Source organism: Psychrobacter sp. SHUES1, assembly GCF_001652315.1.
GTDB lineage: Bacteria > Pseudomonadota > Gammaproteobacteria > Pseudomonadales > Moraxellaceae > Psychrobacter > Psychrobacter faecalis.
The window spans coordinates 1-21310 of the sequence record NZ_LXWA01000066.1; the positions used below are offsets into that span (position 1 = coordinate 1).

At 42.7% G+C, this 21310-nt stretch carries 19 protein-coding genes, 1 tRNA gene and 1 pseudogene; 10 read left to right on the forward strand and 11 right to left on the reverse strand.

Annotation, left to right across the window (positions count from 1 at the left end; all coding sequences use genetic code 11):
- Positions 1-320: pseudogene (locus A7325_RS09240) on the reverse strand (IS5 family transposase); the annotation flags it as partial.
- Positions 321-482: 162 nt separating this feature from the next.
- Between A7325_RS09240 and A7325_RS09245 the strand changes: the two are divergent.
- A tRNA-Ile gene (locus A7325_RS09245) sits at positions 483-559 on the forward strand.
- 88 nt (positions 560-647) lie between these two features.
- Here the strand turns inward: A7325_RS09245 and A7325_RS14285 are convergent.
- From A7325_RS14285 to A7325_RS09275, 7 genes are all read right to left on the reverse strand, one after another.
- On the reverse strand, positions 648-797 hold the full coding sequence (locus A7325_RS14285; RefSeq protein ID WP_369811249.1) for a hypothetical protein: 150 nt from the start codon (positions 795-797) through the stop codon (positions 648-650).
- A 129-nt stretch (positions 798-926) separates the two neighbouring features.
- Positions 927-1958 (reverse strand): porin, encoded by a 1032-nt coding sequence (locus tag A7325_RS09250; RefSeq protein WP_068407368.1) that lies wholly within the window; start codon positions 1956-1958, stop codon positions 927-929.
- A 125-nt stretch (positions 1959-2083) separates the two neighbouring features.
- Positions 2084-2554, reverse strand: a complete 471-nt coding sequence (locus tag A7325_RS09255) for an acyl-CoA thioesterase (RefSeq protein ID WP_068407371.1) — start codon at positions 2552-2554, stop codon at positions 2084-2086.
- Between the two features lie 109 nt (positions 2555-2663).
- On the reverse strand, positions 2664-4385 hold the full coding sequence (locus A7325_RS09260) for a fatty acid--CoA ligase (protein ID WP_068407374.1): 1722 nt from the start codon (positions 4383-4385) through the stop codon (positions 2664-2666).
- Positions 4386-4450: 65 nt separating this feature from the next.
- Positions 4451-5653: a 3-oxoadipyl-CoA thiolase gene (locus A7325_RS09265; RefSeq protein ID WP_068407377.1), complete on the reverse strand. Its 1203-nt coding sequence runs from the start codon at positions 5651-5653 to the stop codon at positions 4451-4453.
- 92 nt (positions 5654-5745) lie between these two features.
- A complete protein-coding gene (locus A7325_RS09270; protein WP_068407380.1) occupies positions 5746-7338 on the reverse strand; it encodes a 3-hydroxyacyl-CoA dehydrogenase in 1593 nt (530 codons plus the stop codon).
- A 65-nt stretch (positions 7339-7403) separates the two neighbouring features.
- On the reverse strand, positions 7404-8180 hold the full coding sequence (locus A7325_RS09275; RefSeq protein WP_068407384.1) for an enoyl-CoA hydratase: 777 nt from the start codon (positions 8178-8180) through the stop codon (positions 7404-7406).
- A gap of 357 nt (positions 8181-8537) precedes the next feature.
- Here A7325_RS09275 and A7325_RS09280 point away from each other — a divergent pair, with 357 nt between their 5' ends.
- The 3 genes from A7325_RS09280 to A7325_RS09290 all read left to right on the forward strand — a co-directional run bounded on the left by A7325_RS09280 (position 8538) and on the right by A7325_RS09290 (position 12154).
- Positions 8538-9692: an acyl-CoA dehydrogenase family protein gene (locus A7325_RS09280; RefSeq protein WP_068407388.1), complete on the forward strand. Its 1155-nt coding sequence runs from the start codon at positions 8538-8540 to the stop codon at positions 9690-9692.
- 155 nt (positions 9693-9847) lie between these two features.
- Positions 9848-11113, forward strand: a complete 1266-nt coding sequence (locus tag A7325_RS09285) for an MFS transporter (RefSeq protein ID WP_068407390.1) — start codon at positions 9848-9850, stop codon at positions 11111-11113.
- A gap of 195 nt (positions 11114-11308) precedes the next feature.
- A complete protein-coding gene (locus tag A7325_RS09290) occupies positions 11309-12154 on the forward strand; it encodes an IclR family transcriptional regulator (protein ID WP_068407393.1) in 846 nt (281 codons plus the stop codon).
- Between the two features lie 244 nt (positions 12155-12398).
- On the opposite strand, the gene A7325_RS14290 is transcribed toward A7325_RS09290, so the two are convergent.
- From A7325_RS14290 to A7325_RS09300, 3 genes are all read right to left on the reverse strand, one after another.
- Positions 12399-12692 (reverse strand): integrase core domain-containing protein, encoded by a 294-nt coding sequence (locus A7325_RS14290; protein WP_082894366.1) that lies wholly within the window; start codon positions 12690-12692, stop codon positions 12399-12401.
- 373 nt (positions 12693-13065) lie between these two features.
- Positions 13066-13206 carry a transposase gene (locus A7325_RS14295; protein WP_068407396.1) on the reverse strand — a complete coding sequence of 47 codons (141 nt, stop codon included), beginning with the start codon at positions 13204-13206 and terminating at the stop codon, positions 13066-13068.
- 103 nt (positions 13207-13309) lie between these two features.
- The gene (locus A7325_RS09300; RefSeq protein ID WP_068407399.1) at positions 13310-14113 is read right to left on the reverse strand and encodes a helix-turn-helix domain-containing protein; all 804 of its coding nucleotides are present in this window, start codon (positions 14111-14113) and stop codon (positions 13310-13312) included.
- 342 nt (positions 14114-14455) lie between these two features.
- On the opposite strand from A7325_RS09300, the gene A7325_RS09305 reads away from it, so the two are divergent.
- The 6 genes from A7325_RS09305 to A7325_RS09330 form a co-directional block, all read left to right on the forward strand.
- Complete coding sequence (locus A7325_RS09305) at positions 14456-15448, forward strand: proline racemase family protein (protein ID WP_068407402.1); 993 nt, start codon at positions 14456-14458, stop codon at positions 15446-15448.
- A 124-nt stretch (positions 15449-15572) separates the two neighbouring features.
- Entirely contained in the window at positions 15573-16820 is a 1248-nt protein-coding gene (locus A7325_RS09310; protein WP_068407406.1) for an NAD(P)/FAD-dependent oxidoreductase, read from the forward strand.
- A gap of 96 nt (positions 16821-16916) precedes the next feature.
- Positions 16917-17780 carry a 4-hydroxy-tetrahydrodipicolinate synthase gene (dapA, locus tag A7325_RS09315; protein WP_068407409.1) on the forward strand — a complete coding sequence of 288 codons (864 nt, stop codon included), beginning with the start codon at positions 16917-16919 and terminating at the stop codon, positions 17778-17780.
- Positions 17781-17833: 53 nt separating this feature from the next.
- Entirely contained in the window at positions 17834-19318 is a 1485-nt protein-coding gene (locus A7325_RS09320; protein WP_068407412.1) for an aldehyde dehydrogenase, read from the forward strand.
- Between the two features lie 60 nt (positions 19319-19378).
- Complete coding sequence (locus tag A7325_RS09325) at positions 19379-20827, forward strand: alanine/glycine:cation symporter family protein (protein ID WP_068407415.1); 1449 nt, start codon at positions 19379-19381, stop codon at positions 20825-20827.
- A gap of 202 nt (positions 20828-21029) precedes the next feature.
- A partial coding sequence (locus tag A7325_RS09330) for a phosphoenolpyruvate carboxylase (protein WP_227514984.1) occupies positions 21030-21310 on the forward strand: 281 nt, incomplete at its 3' end.

Sequence of the window (21310 nt, forward strand, 5' to 3'; positions counted from 1 at the left end):
ACCAAGCCGAGCTCCACTTGCATGCTGGTGACAGCGAACATAGCTTCCGTCTGTGAATACCCATTCCGTATCAACTTCTGCTCAAAGGCTAAAAAAAAATTCTCCCATAAACCAGTTTTCGACCAGCGGTTGAAACGACTATAGGCTGTTTTCCAAGAACACAATTCTTTAGGTATGTCACGCCAAGGCGCACCTGTACGCAGCTTCCACAGTATGGCTTCCATGACCTCTCGACTGTTTTGAGTTTGATAGCAGCCATGCTGTGTCATCGTTGATTGCAATTGATCCCAAAGCGTATCTGTTAGTGCTGTTCTTGCCATAACTTGTATTTCTCGCATCGTCTCAATAGATGCGGTATTGTAACTATTATTTATCGCTTATCCAATTGAAGACATGCCCTAATGTTTTACTAAAAAAATCGGTAATACTTTCTATCTTTTACTTGAAAATATATAAAAATCAGGTATCATTGTGCGTCTAAAGGGCCCATAGCTCAGTTGGTTAGAGCAGAGGACTCATAATCCTTTGGTCGTAGGTTCAAGTCCTACTGGGCCCACCAAATTCAAACCTTTACAGTCATTGACTTGTAAGGGTTTTTTATTGTCTATAATTCATGCGAATGTTTGGATGTAATTAATTTTTTGATACTATCTTGATACTTTGACCCTTGTAGTAATTAAAGTATGATAGCTACTAACACTATGTGTAGTGGCTGAAACATTACCGTTGTTATCTACTATCTTCTTAACGGCTTCTGCTTTAAATTCTGTGCTATAAGTTCTGGTTTTCTTCGTCATGGTAAACTCCTCATCGGGTCGTTAGTTTACCAAGTTTATCTCTACGGTTTCTTCAGCATAACTCAGATTTGGCTATAACTACTCTCCAGTTAATGATTCATAAGTAATTACACATTTTTAGGGAGCTCTCTAGAAATTATATTTGGCCATTATTTCAACTTGCTGACCTTCTTTTACTGATGATAACGTCTTATCGCTTCGATCTCTCCATTCAATACCAAAATCCAAATCGGGTAAATAATTATAGATAAGGTTGATGCTTTTTACATTTACAGAGGTATCAGACGCATCATCGACATTGATCTCACCATAACGCAGGTTACTAAAAAGCTTCTCGGTAAATTTATGTCTATAGCCTACCGTAAAGCCAGTTTGCGATATAAGCTTGCCGTCTTCTGCATCACAATCTGAAGCACTGGTCGACCCAAGGTCTTTTCCGACACATACTGTAGAATAAGCTCCCATCCCTTTACCGTTGTATACGCTCGCATGTAATGAGTCATTACCCAGTTTGAGTTTACCAGCCAAAGAAGCACCGACGCCTACATCTGAATCGTTTCCATTTTTAGCCTCACGCGCCGTGACCGCCACGTTATAGCTAAGATCAGATATGTTATTTTTATAGCTGACCACCATATCAGGCAGGTTGGCTTCATGATAAACAGGGTCTTGAGCTGTAAAACGAAGCCCCTTATGAGTGTAATGTACAGTTAAATCTGGACGAATATCAGCGCCGCCACCAGAGATGGTGCCCAATCCCGTACCTTTAAAGTCGAGCTGTTCAGTTAAAAGTGGGTAGACCGCTAAGAACTGGCCATTCCATGTCTTACCTACGGTCAAATCATCGAGCTGAACATAGGCATGGCGCAGCCGCAAGTCTGAACCGCCATTTGCAGCATTACCATAGAAATCCCCTTCAATAAAACCCGTTAGTTTTTTATCCTCTACGTTCTTCGTGGTTTTGAGATTAATCCGAGTTTGCCGCGCATTTCCTTTGAACTCAGACTCGCCTTCATCTGGAGAATAAAATATACCTTCGGCTTTAACATAACCACCGATACTTAAAGTTGTGTCTCCATTTGTGACAAGCTCTATTGCTTGTGCCTGTACGCATGCCCCAAGGACAGCCAAACTAAAAGACATTTGTTTGATATAAAGCATGATCTATACATTCCTTGTTTTGTTTTAAAATCCATTTCAATCCTTTTGAATCTCTACTGATACCGCATTTTTTAGTCTTATAAATACCAGCACCATATCCTTATATAAAAAACTTGCCTCCTGATTTAATTAAAACTTTCAAAAGCATTAATCGCGGCTTTTTTTGTTTCATCGATATTTTTCTTTTGTCCGCTGGCTTTATCAAGATATACCAACACGGACTCAGCCTTAGCAACGATGGTATTTAACACCGTACTATAATAGGTATATTCATGAATCAAGCTAGCGTTGCCAATCTTCTTAACTCGAACCCCAATCCATAAGATGTCAGGGTGAGTCACTGGTTTAAAGTATTGGCATGAAGATGCTGCCATGACTGAAAAGGTATTTTTATTAAATAGATTTAATTGACTGTTATAGTAAATACGAGCGTTTTGGGCATAAGTGTAATAGACCACATTATTAACATGACCAAAGGAGTCCATATCGCCCCATTCTACTTGTTGAGAATAGATAACCGCAAAGCCATGCATGGGATGGTGTTTGTCTTTATTCAGTGTCTCTTGTATTTCCGGTAATATAGCTAAAGCCTTCATAGTTTTCTCGTCTCGTCATACTAATAAACATACATATTATTAATACACACGTTAAAATTATCAGTAAGCTTGAATGATTGTTTTAAAGTCATTGGAAGACCTTTTTAAATTAAATCAGTTTTTCTGCGCACATCATGCGCATTCTTTTTTTATCAAGCTTACCCACACTGGTTTTAGGCATTTCCACTAAAAACTTGATTTCACTTGGCACGCCATACTTTGGTAAATGGCCTTTTTCCACGGCTTGATGGCCTAACGCTAAAATATCTTCCGCTTTGGTGTCTACATATTCAGGTTTTAAAACCACCAATGCTAAAGGTCGTTCGCCCCATCTTTCATCTGGCACTCCAATCACGGCAACATCAGCGACACTCGGGTGAAAGGATAAAATGGTCTCAACTTCAAGCGAGGATACCCACTCACCACCAGACTTAATCACATCCTTAAGCCGATCCGTAATGCTTAGAGTACCGTCAGAGGAGATAGAGGCGATATCTTGGGTATGCATCCAGCCACCGCGCCATAGCTCATTACCAGCATCTGAGTTTTTGAAATAGCTTTGAGTAAGCCAAGGTGCTCGAATCACAAGTTCCCCTGTCGACTCACCATCCATTGGTAAAGCTTTGCCGTTTTCATCCCAGATTTCCATTGAGACGAGCATAATCGGTGAGCCAGACAGACAACGATAATTAAGCTGCTCTTTCATTTCCATCGAGTCCGTTTTATCATCAAATACCGCTCTCGATAGCACGGGACAAGATTCTGACATGCCAAATCCAGACATAAACTCAATACCGCTTTCAATGGCCGCTTTAGCCAAACCTTCATTCAGCTTTGAGCCACCGAGTAACAACTTCAGACCCTCAAACTTACGTCCTCGTGCTGCCATCTCTTTTAATAGCATCTGTAAAATCGCAGGAACGCCATGCGAAAGCGTGACTTTGTGCTGCTCGATTAAGTCCACCAACATTGGGGCTAGATAGCGTCCTGGATATACTTGCTTAAGCCCTATCATGGTTGCCCCATACGGCCAACACCAAGCATGTACATGGAATAATGGCGTCATTGGCATATAAACATCATTGTAGCGAGCGCCTTGACCTTCGGCGTTTAGCGCGGATGCTAGCGTGCTTGCCAGCGTCTGTAATACGATCTGTCGATGGGTAAAGAAAACCCCTTTTGGGTCACCCGTCGTGCCACTGGTATAAAATGTGGTGGCGATGGTATTTTCATCGAAATCTGGAAAGTCGAACGCATCGCTGGCAGCTGCTAGCAGGGCTTCATACTCACCTTCGACATAATCTGGCATGCTAACTTGTTCGGTTCTTGTAGCGTTTTTTGTATCGTCTTCGCCATACTCAGCATCATCAAAGCCAGTATCATCGAGCCAAATAATCTTCTCAATAGAAGGCGCTTCATGACGGTAATTTTTCGCCATTGGCTCAAATTCAGCATTTAAGAGCAAGGCTTTGGGTTTGGCGTGGTTGATGGTATACAGCACTTTATCTTCGGCCAAGCGTACATTGACCGTTTGTAAAATCATGCCAGACATCGGCACGGCAAAATACGCTTCAAGGTAACGATGACTGTCCCAGTCCATAACCGCAACCACGTCACCTGCTTGTAAACCCATGTTTTTCAGTACGTTTGCCAAGCGATTAACCCGCTTAAAAAATTCAGCATAGGTATAAGTAACCTTGTCGGCATAACTAATGGTTTGATCAGTAGAGGCAATTTTTGCACGATTTAGCAGCTGTTTGATAATCAAAGGAAAACCATACGCTTCTTGAGCTTGCTGGTAGTCCTCATGTTGGTTAAGTATAGAAGTCATTATTGTCGTCCTTGATAATAAAATAGTATGGCGAGGGCAGTAATAGTAAAGGTAGCTTAAAATGCTTAGACTCGTTCTATCACCATGGCAAGCCCTTGCCCAATGCCAATACATAAACTGACCACGGCGTATTTTTCGCCTGTACGCTGTAGCTCTCGTGCCGTACTTAATGCAAGTCTTGCCCCTGATGCACCCAGCGGATGTCCGACGGCAATCGCCCCACCATTGGGGTTGACACGCTTGTCATCAAAATCAATGTCTAAACCTTTTAGACAGCCGAGTACCTGCGAGGCAAATGCTTCATTAATCTCAATGATGGACATATCATCAAGGGTTAAATCAGCGCGTTTCAATGCCAGTTTAATGGCTTCAACAGGTCCTACGCCCATAATATTAGGCTCAACACCCATAGCACCAGATGACAGAATCTTGGCAATAGGCTTAAAGCCCAACTTTTCTTCTGCCTGCTTTGAGCCAATAATCAGCGCAGCTGCACCATCATTAATACCTGACGCATTGCCTGCTGTGACGACACCTTCGTTGTTTAAAGGCTTAAGTTTTTGTAACGCTTCAACAGTAGAGCTGGCACGAGGATGCTCATCATCCAATATCGCTTTTTCTGGCAGTTTTTTACCTTGCGATACCATAATTGGCGTTATTTCATCGTCGAAAAACCCAGTTTGTTTGGCTGCTTGGTACTTAGCTTGTGAGGCTGCTGCGAATTTGTCCGCTTCTTCTCGAGTGATACCGTATTTGCGAGCCACATTATCACCCGTTTGCGGCATGCTATCGCTACCAAACTGTTTTTCGATGATAGGATTGGGGAAGCGGCTGCCAATGGTGGTATCAAATACTTTAAATTCACGACTAAAAGGCTGCTCGGTTTTGGCAAATACAAAGGGTGCGCGGGTCATTGACTCAACGCCACCTGCTAAAAATATATCCCCCTCATTACAAGTAATACTACGAGCGGCATCGATAATGGTCGATAGTCCTGAAGCGCATAAGCGATTGACGGTTTGACCGGGTGTTCTGACATCTAACCCTGCTAGCAGCGCAGCATTACGGGCGATATTGCGTGAGTCCTCACCGGCTTGATTGGTATTACCAATCAATACTTCATCAAAGATATCGTTAGGCAGTTGGTGCTTTTCGACCAAAGCTTTCATTACTGTCGCAATCATGTCATCGGGACGTACGGTGGCTAATGCTCCACCATGGCGACCAAAAGGGCTTCTTAACCCGTCATAAATATAGGCATCTAACATAACTGTTCCTTGTTGTGTTTTGAGAATTTGCATTATTAAAATATATGGTTTCGTAACTGTACACTTGGGCGCGCTAATTCATTAATACGCCATTAACCTGAATAATTATTTTGCTGAGTAAACAGTGAAACACCTAGGGTGGCGCGGCGTTGCAGCCATGGGCTTGGACGGTAACGCGGATCGCCCGTTAACCCATGAATACGCTCTAAGATAAGTAAAATACGCGAGGCACCAATCTCGTCTCCCCATGAGATAGGACCATACGGATAACCCAATCCAAGCTTGACGGCATTGTCGATATCCTTTGGTGTGGCAATACCTTGCATCGCGATATCACAACCTAAATTAATTACCATGGCAATAACTCGCTGCGCCACGAAACCCGTGCTTTCGGTAATTAGTGTGGCATCGACAGCAACATTTGAACCCTCATCCGAGCTTTTATCGAATTTATTACTTCTACCAAATAGAGCATAAGCTTGCGCTATAAAGTTATCTTGCGTGACGATACTTGGCATGAGAGTACGATGCTGGGATAAGTCAGTCAGCATATCGATGGCAACCGCTTGTTTAGGATTAACCTGATAGCGAATAGCCGCATTGGTGGTATCGTCACCATAGATAGCCAGCAATATCAAACTGTCAGAGTTTGGTTTCTCGTTATCGTCGATAGTAATACCATTAGCGTTTAGATAATCAACCAGTTGTTGTTTATCTTCTGCTAAATCCGCCCCAATCCAAACTGAGAGGTTTGAGATATCGGAATCTGTCTTAAAAGGTAATTGTTTGGAAGGGTCTACTGTTACGTTTTGACCATCTTGTTTTTTATTTTCTGTGTAGTGATAAAAGCCTTCACCGACTTTGCGGCCAAGCTTTTTTCCTATTAGCATTTGACGGGTTAAGGGATGCGGACGATAGCGAGGCTCAGAATAATACTGGTTATAAACAGACTCCATAACTGGATGGGATACGTCGATACCGGTGAGATCAAGCAGCTCAAACGGTCCCATTCGAAAGCCAGCCCCTTCACGTAAAATAAGATCTATATCCTCAAAACTAGCGACTCCCTCGCCTAGTATTTTTAAGGCCTCCGTACCATAAGCTCTGCCGCCATGATTGACAATAAACCCTGGGGTGTCTTTTGCCACTACCCCTAAATGCCCCATGCGTTTGGCTAGAGTTGTAAGCGTCTCTACCACTGAAGGCTTGGTTGAGATACCCGGAATCACTTCAACGATTTTCATTAGCGGCACAGGGTTAAAGAAGTGAAATCCTGCTACGCGCTCTGGGTGCTCACAATCGGAGGCAATCGCGGTCACTGCTAGTGATGAAGTATTGGTTGCCAAAATCGTCTCAGCAGGAACAATGCTTTCTAGTTGTTTAAAAAGCTGTTGTTTTATTTCTAAATTTTCGATAATCGCTTCGATTACGACATCTACCTCAGCAATTTTGGCTATATTTTCAATCACGGTCAGATTAGCTAAGGTAGACTGTAGTTGCTCGTCGGTAAATTTACCTTTGGCCGCCAGTTTTTCGAGGGTCGCTTGAAGAGACTGGCATCCTTGCTCGGCAGCTCCTGCCTTGGCATCAAATAAAAGTACTTGAATGCCCGCTTGCGCTGCGATTTGGGCGATACCCATACCCATAATGCCTGTACCAATAATGGCCAATGTGTTCACGGTCATAATAATCCTTTATATGCTCTCGTTTTGAAAATTGATTTAGCTATGCCTATGTTTGTCTCAACAAGCTACTGTCCTTTGTATTCAGCACTACGTTTTTCCAAAAAAGCTTTCGCCCCTTCTTTTTGATCTTCTGTATCAAATAAAATCTGAAAGGCTTTACGCTCTAGAGCCAATGCGGCTTGTAGCGGCATGTCCACCCCGAGATTGGCAACTTCTTTGATTTGAGTTAACGCAATAGGCGAGTAACCTGCGAGTTGTTCAGCGATTTCAATAGCACGATTAATAGTCGCTTCATCTTCGACCACTTCAGAAACCAATCCCATTTGATCCGCTGCATCAGCACTTATCATGTCGCCCGTTAATATCAGCTTCATGGCTTTATGTTTGCCAATCACGCGAAACAGCCGCTGCGTGCCTCCTGCTCCTGGCATCAATCCAATTTTGATTTCTGGTTGTCCAAACTTAGCCGACTTACCAGCGACGATGATGTCGGCATGCATAGCAAGCTCACAGCCGCCGCCAAGGGCATAACCATTGACCGCTGCAATAATCGGCTTACGGCAATTGGTGATGGCATCCCAATAACGTTCGCTATGACGGAGATACACATCAACCGTTTTTGCGGTTAAGAAATCATTAATATCAGCGCCCGCGGCGAACACTTTGTCACCGCCCGTCAGCACAATAGCTTTAATCTGAGGGTCATCGTTTAATTGGATAAAAATATCTGCCAGTTTCTGACGTAATTCGGTATTTAAAGCATTTCGAACTTTAGGACGATTAAGCCTTATCACGCAAACGCCATTTACTTGCTGCTCAATTAAAATTATTTGCTCTTCCATGATGCCATCCTTTAAATAGTGTCCTTTAATTTAAACAGTGCCCTTAAGCAAAATACTGCAATTCTTAAAAGCAAAATACTGCAATCCTTAAAACACCTTAAAATTGTGTGATTAATACCGCATAGCGATATCTAGTGCCAATATATACTGTTTATTTCCATTTGTGAAGAGAAAAACCCAGTTAAATTCAGAAATAAACCCTAAGTCAAAGATATATACTCTTAATAAATACCGCATTGCGGTTTTTTAAACCAAAAGTATTGTAATTTAATAAACTATCCATTATGCTGTTTGTTCGAATTAACCATAAAGTCCCTATTAGCAATATTAGATATTATTTCAACAAGGAAGAACTACATGATTAGAGATAAGGAAGTACTCGACCATATCGTCCAAACTGTTCGTCAGTTTGTAAACAACCAGTTGATACCGAAAGAAGATTGGGTAGCAGAAAACGACCGTCTGCCAGAAGAGATCATCAGCCAGATGCGTGAATTAGGGCTGTTTGGACTGACCATTCCCGAAGAGTATGGCGGGCTTGGCGTTACTATGGAAGAAGAAGTCACACTGGCATTTGAATTGGGACGCACCTCACCCGCTTTTCGCTCATTAATAGGGACAAATAACGGTATCGGCTCATCTGGTCTTGTGATTGATGGCACCGAAGAACAAAAACGAAAATATCTACCAAGACTTGCCAGTGGTGAAATCATCGGCTCTTTTTGCTTGACCGAACCAGAGTCAGGCTCAGATGCTGCCTCACTCCGAACCACGGCTATTAAAGATGGTGACAACTATGTACTTAATGGCACCAAGCGTTATATAACCAATGCTCCTCAAGCCGGTATATTTACCGTCATGGCACGCACTGACCCCGATAATAAAAGGTCGGGCGGTATTTCAGCATTTATCGTCGAGAGCGATACCCCTGGTATTACGCTTGGCAAAATTGACAAAAAAATGGGGCAAAAAGGCGCTCATACTTGTGATGTGATTTTTGATAACTGCGTCGTTCCTGCTAGCGCTTTGATAGGTGGTGTCGAGGGTGTAGGTTTCAAAACAGCAATGAAAGTCCTTGATAAAGGGCGCTTACATATCGCCGCCGCAAGTACCGGAGCAGCTACTCGAATGCTAGATGATGCGCTACGTTATGCTGTCGAACGTAAGCAGTTTGGGCAACCGATTGCCAACTTCCAGCTTATTCAAGCGATGCTTGCTGATTCAAAAGCAGAGATTTATGCGGCCAAATCTATGGTATTAGATGCTTCACGCCTGCGCGATGAAGGTAAAGACGTCGTTACCGAGTCGTCATGTGCCAAGATGTTTGCCACTGAAATGTGCGGCCGCGTCGCTGATAGAGCGGTGCAAATTCATGGCGGTGCTGGTTATATCGCCGACTATGGTATTGAGCGCTTTTATCGTGATGTGCGCTTATATCGTTTATATGAAGGGACTACTCAGATTCAGCAAATCATCATTGCTCGCAATATGATTAAAGAGGTGAGCGAGTAGTTTTCACTTATTTAAATGCTAGTTATTTGATTAGTAACAGGTATTTACATTATTAAAGCGTACTCATGTATTTGCTGGGATGCAGATACCTGAGTAACGTCACTATACCCATATGCTCATAGTCTTTTACTCTCACAAAAATAAGGATATAAATTGTGAAAAGTGCCGCTATAATTTCAAATCCGAGCTTAATTCCTGTGCAAAAACAGCCTTGGAAATTGGCCTTCTTTTTTTGTTTTTTAGTTCTATTATGCGATGGAGCTGATATTGGTATTCTCGCCTTTACACTTTCAAGTATAAAGCTAGAATTTGGGTTGACCAATGTACAAGCGGGTGCTTTAGGCAGTTGGTCCCTATTTGGCATGGCCATCGGTGGGTTTTTCGGTGGTTGGGCCTGTGACCGTTTTGGACGAGTACGTGTGATCGTGCTTGCGACAGCACTCTTCTCCCTTCTTTCTGGCTTTAGCGGATTTGTGCAAAGCTATGAGCAGTTTGTAGCATTAAGATTCACCGCTTGTTTGGGTCTTGGCAGCTTATACATTGCCACCAATACCTTGATGTCTGAGATGGTACCTACCAAACATCGAACGACGGTACTTGCCGCATTGATGACAGGTTTTACCTTAGGATCTTTGGTTATTACCAGCATATCAGCTTGGATTATTCCAAGTTATGGTTGGCGCACACTATACCTGTTAACGTTTTTACCTATTACTCTATCTATAGCAATGTATTTTCTTATACCTGAACCAAACTCTTGGAAAGCAGCACGCGCTCTTAAACTCAGTGGTGCAAAAGACTCTCTTCAAAAACCTGAAAATCCTTATAAAGCCATATTTGAAAATCCCAAACATCGCATCATGTTCATCTTATGGTCAATGAGTTCAGGTCTTTTACTATTTGGCTATTTCGGAGTCAGTAACTGGCTACCTTCTTACCTAGAAACTGAATTGGGTATCAAGTTTAAGGAAATGGCTCTATATATGGCAGGTACATATCTAACCATGATGTTTGCAAAAGTGGTGGCAGGCTTTGTAGCTGATAAAATTGGTCGCAAGATAGTTTTTGCTTTCGGTACTATGGGCACGGCGCTCTTTATCCCAGTATTAGTATATCTCCATACTCCTGAAAATATCGGTTGGCTTATGTTAACCTTTGGTTTCCTGTATGGTATTCCTTATGCTATCAACGCTACCTATCTAACCGAAAGTTTCCCTACTGCTATTAGAGGAACTGCTATTGGTGGCGCATTCAATATCGGACGATTAGGCTCAGTTATCGCCCCTGTCGCTATTGGTTATATGGCTATGCAAAACTCCATCGGCGCAGGTTTATTACTGATGGCAGGTGCGTATTTCTTATGTGGTCTTATTCCAACCTTATTCATTAAAGAACAACAGTACGACCCACAAAAGGCGTAATATTATCCAATATATATACGGCATAGCGAAATAGCTTATAATACCTGTGCTAAGAATTTAATGGCATCTTTAATATAGTATTATTAAAGATGTCGACTACTATCAGCTTAGAATCCTTTTTTTGATTATAAAGTACAGAAAATAGTGCGTTTACTATCATATTTATATTAACTTGATTGAGATTAAAAATAATATATGACAACTAAAAATCTAGTAGATGAAGGCACTAACAATACAACGCATATTGAATTGCTAGAGCCCATTGCAGAGATGAGAGATCAAAATGATAGACAGTTTGTCACGGCATTGGCTCGAGGACTTGAACTACTGCGTTGTTTTACTCCGCAGCGTCCATATCTTGGCAATCAAGACTTAAGTCAATTAACAGGGCTTCCGAAAGGCACAATCACTCGTCTTACGTATACATTAGTTAAGTTAGGATATTTAAAACAATCGGCAAACAGTAGTAAATATCAACTCTCTGTAGGCGTAATGGGATTTGGCTACACAATGATGGCGAATATCTCTATCAATAATCTGGTCACACCGTACATGGAAGAGCTTGCAGATTATGCTAACAGTGCCGTTGCTATGGCAACTCGTGATCGCCTGACGATGGTATATCTAAATGTCGTACAAAGCTCAAGTACGACTACGATGCGGCGTAATGTTGGCTCATACTTACCTATTCATTTAAGTTCAATGGGAAGAGCCTGCTTGGCCAGCATGCCGCAGGCAGAGCAAGAATTCATCCTTGATGCCATTCGTACTAAGCATAAAGATGATTGGCTAAAGATTAGGCGAGGACTGGACAAAGCCTTTAAAGATTATGAAGATTATGGGTACTGCTTCTCGATTAGTGAGTGGCAAAAAGACGTCAATGCAGTTGCTACGGCCTTGATGCATCCTACTGAGGGTTTACTAACTTTTAATTGCGGCGCACCAAACTTTGTCCTTAGCCGTGACAAACTAGAGGAAGATATCGCACCTCGTCTGTTGCATATGAGAAATAATATAGAAGATAATCTCTACATTATCTAGAACGCATCATCTGTAATCACTATTAATATTTAAATAAAAGTTAATGTTCGAAAAAGAATTTTGGAGTGCTATAAAGGATGTAGCGCCTGCCATAGAGAAACTTGGAAGATTTTGATTAAGTAGGCTGTGTAGTAATCAACTAATTTAAGACAACTAATAAGAGATTTTTATTAAAGTAGCGTTCCTCTTTTTATGCTGGTGGCAAATAATCATTAAAGCGGTGTGGTATCACTGTAGTGGTCAACTAATTTAGGACACCTGATAAGAGGTTTTGATTAAAGTAACGTCTTTCTTTTTCAGCCGGCGGTAAATAATTATTGAAGCTGTGCGGTCTCACCGTTTGGTAGTAGCCCCAGATATAGTCGCTAATAGCATTTGATGCTTCAGCTATATCCTCGAAGCCGCCCTTTGGCATCCACACAATTTTAAAGCTCCTGAAGAACCTTTCAGTTGGGGCGTTGTCCCATGAGCGAGGTTTAGCAAAGCACTGCTTTGCCCAAGTGCAAGACGAAGAGCTGTGCCCATAGTGGATTACCACGACGCCTGATACTTTGTGTCATACCCTTACAACTTGCCGCGGATTCAGCGAATTTCTTGCTGGTATAATAGGTTCCCTGATCGGAGTGAAATAACACAGCACTGGGTCTGATTCTACTTTGATATGCTATCTGCAACGCATTAGCGGTCAGCACACTGTCAGAAATTCTGGCACGGCAAATCTCACCACACGACGAGCGTACAAGTCTAAAACGACGGCTAAATAACACTAGCCACCTTTGTTACGGATATAAGTCACATCATCCGTGCAAACTTGATGGGACGCTGTTGGGCTAAAGTTGCGAGCTAGGATATTGTCATGCGTTTTATGAATTGCCAGCTGTAGGTGCTTGGTCGTTCATTTCTTGTCGATACTAGATCAGCCATTTCTGAAAGGTAAATTTGCCTATCCTTAAGGAATCGGCCACGTCAGGTATTTTACGTTTTTGATCAACGACTAAACTAATAGCTTCAAGCTTGAATTCTCGGGTATATTGATTGCGTTTGCTGGTCATACTATGTTCATTCTTTGAGTTAGCATAACTTCTTAGTAGCTATCCAATTTAATGGTACTACTACACAACCCTATAATATGATACGAAAGAAAAACCTTGGTCACTATATTTTAAAATGCATCTTACGAAACTTAATAGGTGACATTCCAGTAAATTGCTTAAACTGCCGACTAAAAGCACTATGATCACCATAACCACAATTTAAAGAGATTTGCGTCACTGTGAGCTTATGGTCTGCCAAAAGACGAATCGCATGCTCTAAACGAAGTTTTTGTACAAACTGAATCGGCGACATATTAAGTACTGCCTTAAAAGTACGCTCTAGTTGTGATTGACTAAGATTCGCCAGCGTCGCTAAATGCACAATATGAATCTTTTGGTCAATGTTGTTTCGTACATACTCCTCTACACTTGCCAAGCGAGCGTGCTTACGCAATATTCGCTCATTATCTTCATCGATATCGACCGATATGCCCACCATTGCTACAATACGCCGTTCTGTATTATATACCGGTAGCTTTTGCGTGATACACCACCCTAGCTGTCCAGAAGCATAGCTATGTAACTCCAGTCTATCAGTAATCTCCCTGCCCTCTTTCAGCACTTTCATATCCTGATTAAGGTAATCTTTGCCTTGAGGCTCTGAAAACACTTGCTCTGAAGTTAGCCCTACAAGTTCTTTTTTATCTTTGAACCCACTACGTTTAATCAGTGTCCTACTTACTAATTGATAACATGCTTGGCTGTCTTTCACAAAAAATACCGTGTTCGCCATAGTATCGAGCAAAGGTATTAATAATGATACGTTACCAACAAACTCCTGCAAGTTTTTTGGTCGATAAGCCTGTAGCTGTTTTGACAATCCATTTGTCGGCTCTCTTAACGATAGCATTTGCACATTTTCCATATAGCCTCTCTTGGGCTCTCCTGCTAAACCCTAAAAACATTTTAAAGAAACCTTATTACTATTTAGGCTCTGTACATAAATACTTCATTAGAAAAATAAACTTTAAAATCATTTTACCCTGAGCTTCCCTAGAGCCTAATAACTATTTAGCACGTTAGGTTAATAACATATGACCTTTATACCGTTATATCGCTCTATAACCTATGCAGAAATGCGCATTTATTCATGGAAAAACAACAAGCCCCCTTTTACGAAACGGGGCATTCTATATCTATACACTATTTATTAATAATTAAGTGCTACGAACACACCTTAATTCATGGATGAATCGGGAAGTTAATTATGTCTGCCATACTTTTTAATTTTAAAATCATTGATTCGCACACTGGCGGTGAGCCTACTCGCATGGTGTACGAAGGCTTCCCAAACCTTAATGGCTATACCATTCAAGAAAAACTCCACGACTTTAAACAAAACTTTGATCATTTACGCCAAAGCATCATTCTAGAACCACGTGGCAACGATGTACTTGTTGGCGCTTTACTGTGTGAGCCCACTGACCCTCGCGCCAAGGCTGCCGTTATTTTCTTCAATAATTGTGGCTATTTAGGTATGTGTGGTCATGGCACTATCGGTGTAATTGCCTCACTTGCTTATCAGAAAAAGATTACTCCAGGCGAGCATTACCTTGAGACAACTGTTGGTTTGGTAAAAGCTACTCTGCATGAAGACGGCAGTTGTAGTGTACAAAATGTACCTTCTTATCGCTACCAAAAACAAGTCGCAGTTCAAGTCCCGAATATTGGCCCTGTGTATGGAGATATCGCTTGGGGCGGCAATTGGTTCTTTTTAGTGAGTGAGCATCCTCAAGCCATCAAAGCGAGTAATGTCCAATCGCTTACCCAGTTCAGCTTACAAATCAAATCTGCACTTCATGAAGCTGGCATTACTGGCGCTAATAATGGCGAAATAGATCATATAGAGCTGTTTGGTCAGAGTGAGCTCGCCAGCGCCAATAGCAAAAGCTTCGTTTTATGTCCAGGTGCCGCTTATGACCGTTCTCCTTGTGGGACCGGTACCAGTGCCAAATTAGCTTGTTTGGCAGCGGATAACCTATTAGCTCCTGGGCAGACTTGGGTTCAAGAAAGCGTTATCGGTAGTATATTTAGCGCCAGCTATCAACCTGCTGAAAGGCTTAGCGAAAATCAGTCCGTTTCTCACCCTTATCCTGACAATACTATCATCCCTACAATTCGTGGTTATGCTCATGTCTGCGCAGAGACCTCTCTAATTGTCCAAAATAGCGACCCATTTAAATGGGGTATATCTTTATAACAGTATAGATTCTTTTACAAACCTCTTCTAAGAGATATTTACAAGATTTTTAAGTAGGGACTAAAAGCAGTATTAGATCGAGCAAGACGCATCATATTAATAATCACAAGGAAGTGAGAGCAGCATGGGCAATCAAGAGTTCGATTTACATATTATCGGTGGCGGTATCATTGGCTTATGCGCTGCCGTTAGTCTGCAAGCTCGTGGAGTGCAAGTCGCTATCCTAGAAGCTGATAAAATCGCCCGCGGAGCCTCTTATGGCAATGCCGGTCATATTGCCACCGAGCAGGTCTTTCCTATTGCTGATGCCAATATATTGCAGCATGTACCAGCCATGTTATTAAACCCTGAAGGACCGCTACGCATAGACTGGCGCTACCTACCACGCTTAATGCCATGGGCTTTTAAGCTGCTATTGAATATGCGCTCAGAACCTTTTGCGCAGAGCCATCAAGCACTCTTAGCTCTCAATAGTCAAAGCCTACAAGCTTGGCAGGATTTTGCCGATAAATGGCAATTAACATCCTGGATTAAGGTACAAGGGTCTTTATTAACAGTCGAAAAGAACACTAGCCTGTACGAATTGAAAGCACATGGCCATCGTCTCAATGACCTTGGAGTGAATAACGAACTACTCTCTCAATCGGCTCTCTTAGACCTTGAGCCTGAGTTAAAAGATAACCAGTTGGGCGCTTTGCTTTTCCCAGAGACCGGACACATCACTAACCTCGAAGCCATGGCTCAGAAATTAACTGATACATTCAAAGAGCTTGGTGGTCGAATCTTTGAGAACTGCCGTGTTTTGGGTGCGAAAGTGACGGCCGATAGCATCACTTTAACGACGGCCAACCGACACATTAATGCCAAAAAAGTCATGCTAGCGGCAGGCGCGCACTCTAAAGTTTTAGCCAAACAGTTGACGGGCATCTCAGTTCCTCTCGATACGGAACGTGGTTATCATCTCATGCTGCCTAACGAAGCCACACGCTTAACCCTACCCGTTTCAAGTATGGATCGTCGCTTTATCATGACACCAATGGAAACCGGGCTACGCTTAGCGGGCACAGTAGAATATGCAGGGCTCGAGGCTCCAGCCAATATGAACCGGGCGCAAATGCTGCTAAAGCAAGCACAAGCAATGATAAAAACCCCGCTTGATAGTCAAAATAGCACGCAGTGGATGGGGTTTAGACCCTCGACCGCCGACTCGTTGCCCATTATCGACAAGTGCGGTTCCGTCCTTTTAAATTTTGGTCACCAGCATCTGGGATTGACACAAGCCGTCGTCAGTGCCGAGATGATCACGGCTTTATATTTTGGCGAGACTCCCGCTATAGACCCTACTTCTTATCGTTTAAATCGTTTTAAATAATTCAAATTTTACTTCTATGATCACTCATAGAATCTTCACTGTCGCTATTGGCATGCTGCCTACTAACGACTTTTATCATTAAATAAGGATATTTATATGAACATTCATGGCGTTTTAGTCCCTATCGTTACCCCTTTTGATGCCAATGGCGACATTGACACGCAAACTCTAACCGAACTAGTCAATGTCTTTATAGAAAAAGGCGTCACCGGTATCGTAGCCTGCGGTACTACTGGCGAATACTATACTTTTTCACCTGAAGAGCGCGAGCTCGTCCTAAGCACTATTGCTGATACTGCCAAGGGGAAAGTCACTTTAATCGCTGGTATTAACAGCCTTTCGACCGATCATTCCATTGAGCTGGCACATCAAGCAAAAGCGCTGGGCTACGATGGTTTAATGCTATCAGCCAATCCTTATAGCCTTCCAAATCAAGAAGGTATTATCGCTCATTTCGAAAAAGTCGCTAATGCGACAGACCTGCCTATCGTTATGTACAACTTTCCCGCGCGCGTAGGTGTAAGCATTGAATTTGAAACGGTTGCTCATCTAGCCAAGCACCCAAATATTGCAGGCATTAAAGAAAGTAGTGGCGATTTTAGCCATGCGCTACGCCTGCTACAAGCCAACTTTGACAATTTCGAAGTAATTTGTGGTTGTGATGATCAACCGGTTGACTTCTTCTTTTGGGGTGCAAAAAGTTGGATCGCAGGTGCGGCCAACGTTTTCCCTGGCGAGCAAGTTGCCCTATTTAAAGCGACACAGCAAAGCGATTGGGATGGGGCTAAAGAGCTGATGAGTAGTATGTACCCTGCGATTCATTCTATGGAATCTGGTAACTATAATCAAAAAGCTAAAGCCGGATGCATTAACGGTACCATCGATGTCGGACCCGTACGTATACCATTGACTCCCATGTCCGATGAAGATACCCAAACGTTCTTAACGCTATTGTCATAGTCGTTAAACCACCTCCGTATTGAGAATATTACTTTATATAAAAGGACAATCTAATGAGTATGACCACTGCGCAAGTATTCGAACTCTCAAAAAAACAACAGCTTTGGGCAGGCCATCTTATAGCCTCTGAGCAAGTTTCCGAGGCTACACTACCTAACTATAGCCCTATCGACAATAACCCTATCGGTACTATTGCTAAAGGCAATCGTCAAGATGTTGACCTTGCGGTGATTGCAGCTCGCAATGCTTTTGATACTGGAGATTGGCGTCGGATGTCGCCTGCAGAGCGCAAAGTTATAATGCAGCGCTGGTGCAAGTTAATGCATGAAAACATTGATGAGCTTGCGGCATTAGACTGTGTCGATGCGGGCAAGCCAATCACAGAATGCCTCAACACCGATCTACCCGCTACGATCGAAACCTTTGAATGGTACGCCGAAACTGCTGATAAAGTATTTGGTAAGGTCGCACCTACTGGATCTGATGCACTAGGGCTTATCGTACAAGAACCAATTGGAGTAGTTGGCGCAGTATTACCTTGGAACTTCCCTGCACAAATGTACGCTTGGAAGGTCGCGCCAGCGCTAATAACCGGAAATTCAGTGATTGTTAAGCCTGCCGAACTAACGTCACTATCAGCTTATCGCTTGACGCAATTAGCGTATGAAGCCGGTGTACCAAAAGCGGCCTTACAGCTGATTTGCGGCCTTGGTGAAGAAGTCGGCGCGGCACTCGGGCAGCACATGGATGTCGATATGATTTCCTTCACCGGCTCTACCGAAGTAGGTCGATTATTTCTGCAATATTCTGCGCAAAGCAACCTAAAAGAAGTGGTCTTAGAGTGTGGTGGTAAGAGTCCACAAGTGGTGTTTGCCGATGCCCTCATCAATGAGCAAACCGTTGAGCATATTTTGTCAGCGGCTTTTTGGAATATGAGCGAAAACTGCAGCTGTGGCTCACGATTAATAGTGCACTCTAGCCAAAAGGAAGCTTTATTGAGCCTCCTACAAGAAGGTCTCAAGTCATGGAAAGTAGGTCTTCCCTATGACCCTGAAGTCGCTATTGGCCCTATGATCGAAAGGGCGCATTTCGACAAGGTAGTTTCCTACCTTGATACCGCTAAAGCTGAAGGCGCTACTTTGGTTGCAGGCGGTCGTATCCATGAGGAAGTTGGCAGTGGCTGGTATATCGAGCCCACTATTTTTGATAATGTCAGCGCAGACATGACGTTGTTCAAGGAAGAAGTCTTTGGTCCGATTCTCGCTATCACCAGCTTTGAAACTGAGGAAGAAGCCATCACGCTTGCTAATCAAAGTAGCTATGGCTTAGCTGCGTCTTTTTATACTCAAAATATCCACCGTGCTTTTCGTGTGGCAGCAGCCATTAAAGCAGGTACCGTTTCGATTAATGGCTTTTCAGAAGGAGATATTACGACACCTTTTGGCGGCTACAAACAATCTGGCTTCGGCGGGCGTGACAATGGCCTTGAGGCACTATCTCAATACACACAAACTAAAACTATTTGGTTGGTAAATTAAGCAAGGACGTCCCAAGAACTAATGTCAGCGTAGCCAAAAACATTACAAGGAAGTAAAGTTATGGAAAACATCATTAATACCATCGTCGGGTATATTTGGAGCGACGCGCTGGTATATCTTGCACTAGGCGTCGGTATCTATTTTACTATCATGACCCGCGCTGTGCAGATTCGCTATTTTAAAGAGATGATCAAACTGTTATTCGATAAACAAACCTCATCAGCAGGGGTTAGCTCGTTTCAGGCTTTCTGTATGGCTCTATCCGGACGTATCGGTGTCGGTAATATTGCAGGGGTCGCAACGGCTATAGCAGCTGGAGGCCCTGGGGCTGTATTTTGGATGATTATCATGGGAGTTTTAGGTGGCGCCAGTGCCTTTATTGAATCCACTTTGGCACAGGTTTATAAGCATAAAGTAGACGACCAATATCGAGGCGGTTCGCCGTTTTATATTGAAAAAGGTCTCAAGTTAAAGCCTTTTGCTATCGTCGTTGCTGTCGTGACTTGTCTCTCTTATGGTGTGTTAGTGCCTGGGGTTCAGGCAAATACTATCGCGGATTCTTTTAACACTGCATTTAATATCCCTCCATTTGTGACTGGTATCATAATTGTCATACTGCTAGCCATCATCATATTTGGTGGCGTCAAGCGTATTGCTAGTTTCGCTGGCAAGGTAGTTCCCGTAATGGCCATTGGCTACATTGTTATGATGGTAATTGTATTGGCCTTTAATGCTCACAATATTCCTTCTATGTTTGCGCTCATCTTCAAAAGTGCCTTTGGTATGGATGCTGTATTCGGCGGCATGGTCGGTACTGCTATCTCATGGGGCGTACGTCGCGCTGTATTCTCTAATGTTGCAGGGGCTGGAGAAGCTACTTTTAGCTCAGCCGCAGCGGAAGTCTCTCACCCTGCTAAGCAAGGATTGGTACAGAGCTTTTCTATCTACATTGATACCGTACTCGTTTGTACCGCTACCGCTTTGATGATTCTATCAACCGGCATGTATAACGTAACTACTCCAGAAGGGGTAGCGCTGGTCGAGAATATGCCTGGCATCGAGGCCGGCACTGCATTTACACAAGCAGCGGTATCTACTGTTTTTAGCCAATACGGTAGTGGATTTGTCGCTATTGCTATTTTCCTGTTCGCATTCACGTGTTTGATTGCCTACTACTATATCGCCGAAACTACTTTGGTTTATTTGGATAACAAGTTGCGCTACCCCATTCTTAAGCACTTACTAAAACTGATTTTTTTAATTGTTTGTTTCTCAGGCAGTGTGCAATCTGTCGGTATGATGTGGGCGCTAGGCGACATTGGCTTTGGCAGTATGTGTTACCTAAATTTTATCGCCATTTTATTACTCAGCAAAACTGCATTAAAGGTGCTCAAAGACTACGATACGCAGATGAAGTTAGGGGTTAATCCTATCTTTGATCCTAGAAAGGCTGGCGTGGATAATGCAGACTTCTGGATAGGCTACAGTGATGAACATGGTCATAAGTAACATTCTTACATATTGTTTTAAACAATAGACTGCGATATAAATTAGCCTAGCTGCTATAGTAGGAGTACTTTTAAACCGCTACAGTGTTGCTCGCCCTAGATGTACTCAGTGTACTATCTGCGGTAGATCGCCTTGTAGCGTTTTTAAAATTTCTTGACTATAGCACGACTATTTACCCACTAATTTAACGAGAAGGTTAAGGATGACTATCGATAACGACGTATTACGTGACCGCATCAGCTTATTAGGCTCATTTCTGGGTAATGCAATTTCTCGCCAGACTGGCGAAGAAACACTTAATACGATTGAAACCCTGCGTAAAGGCTTTATTCAACAACGACGCGCGCCTAACGACACGAACAAACAACAACTCATCGACTTTATTGCCTCGTTAGACAACCAAACCTTAAAAAATGTCATCCGCAGCTTTTCTATCTATTTCTTCTTAGCCAATCTCAGTGAAGAAAATTACTTACGAGAACA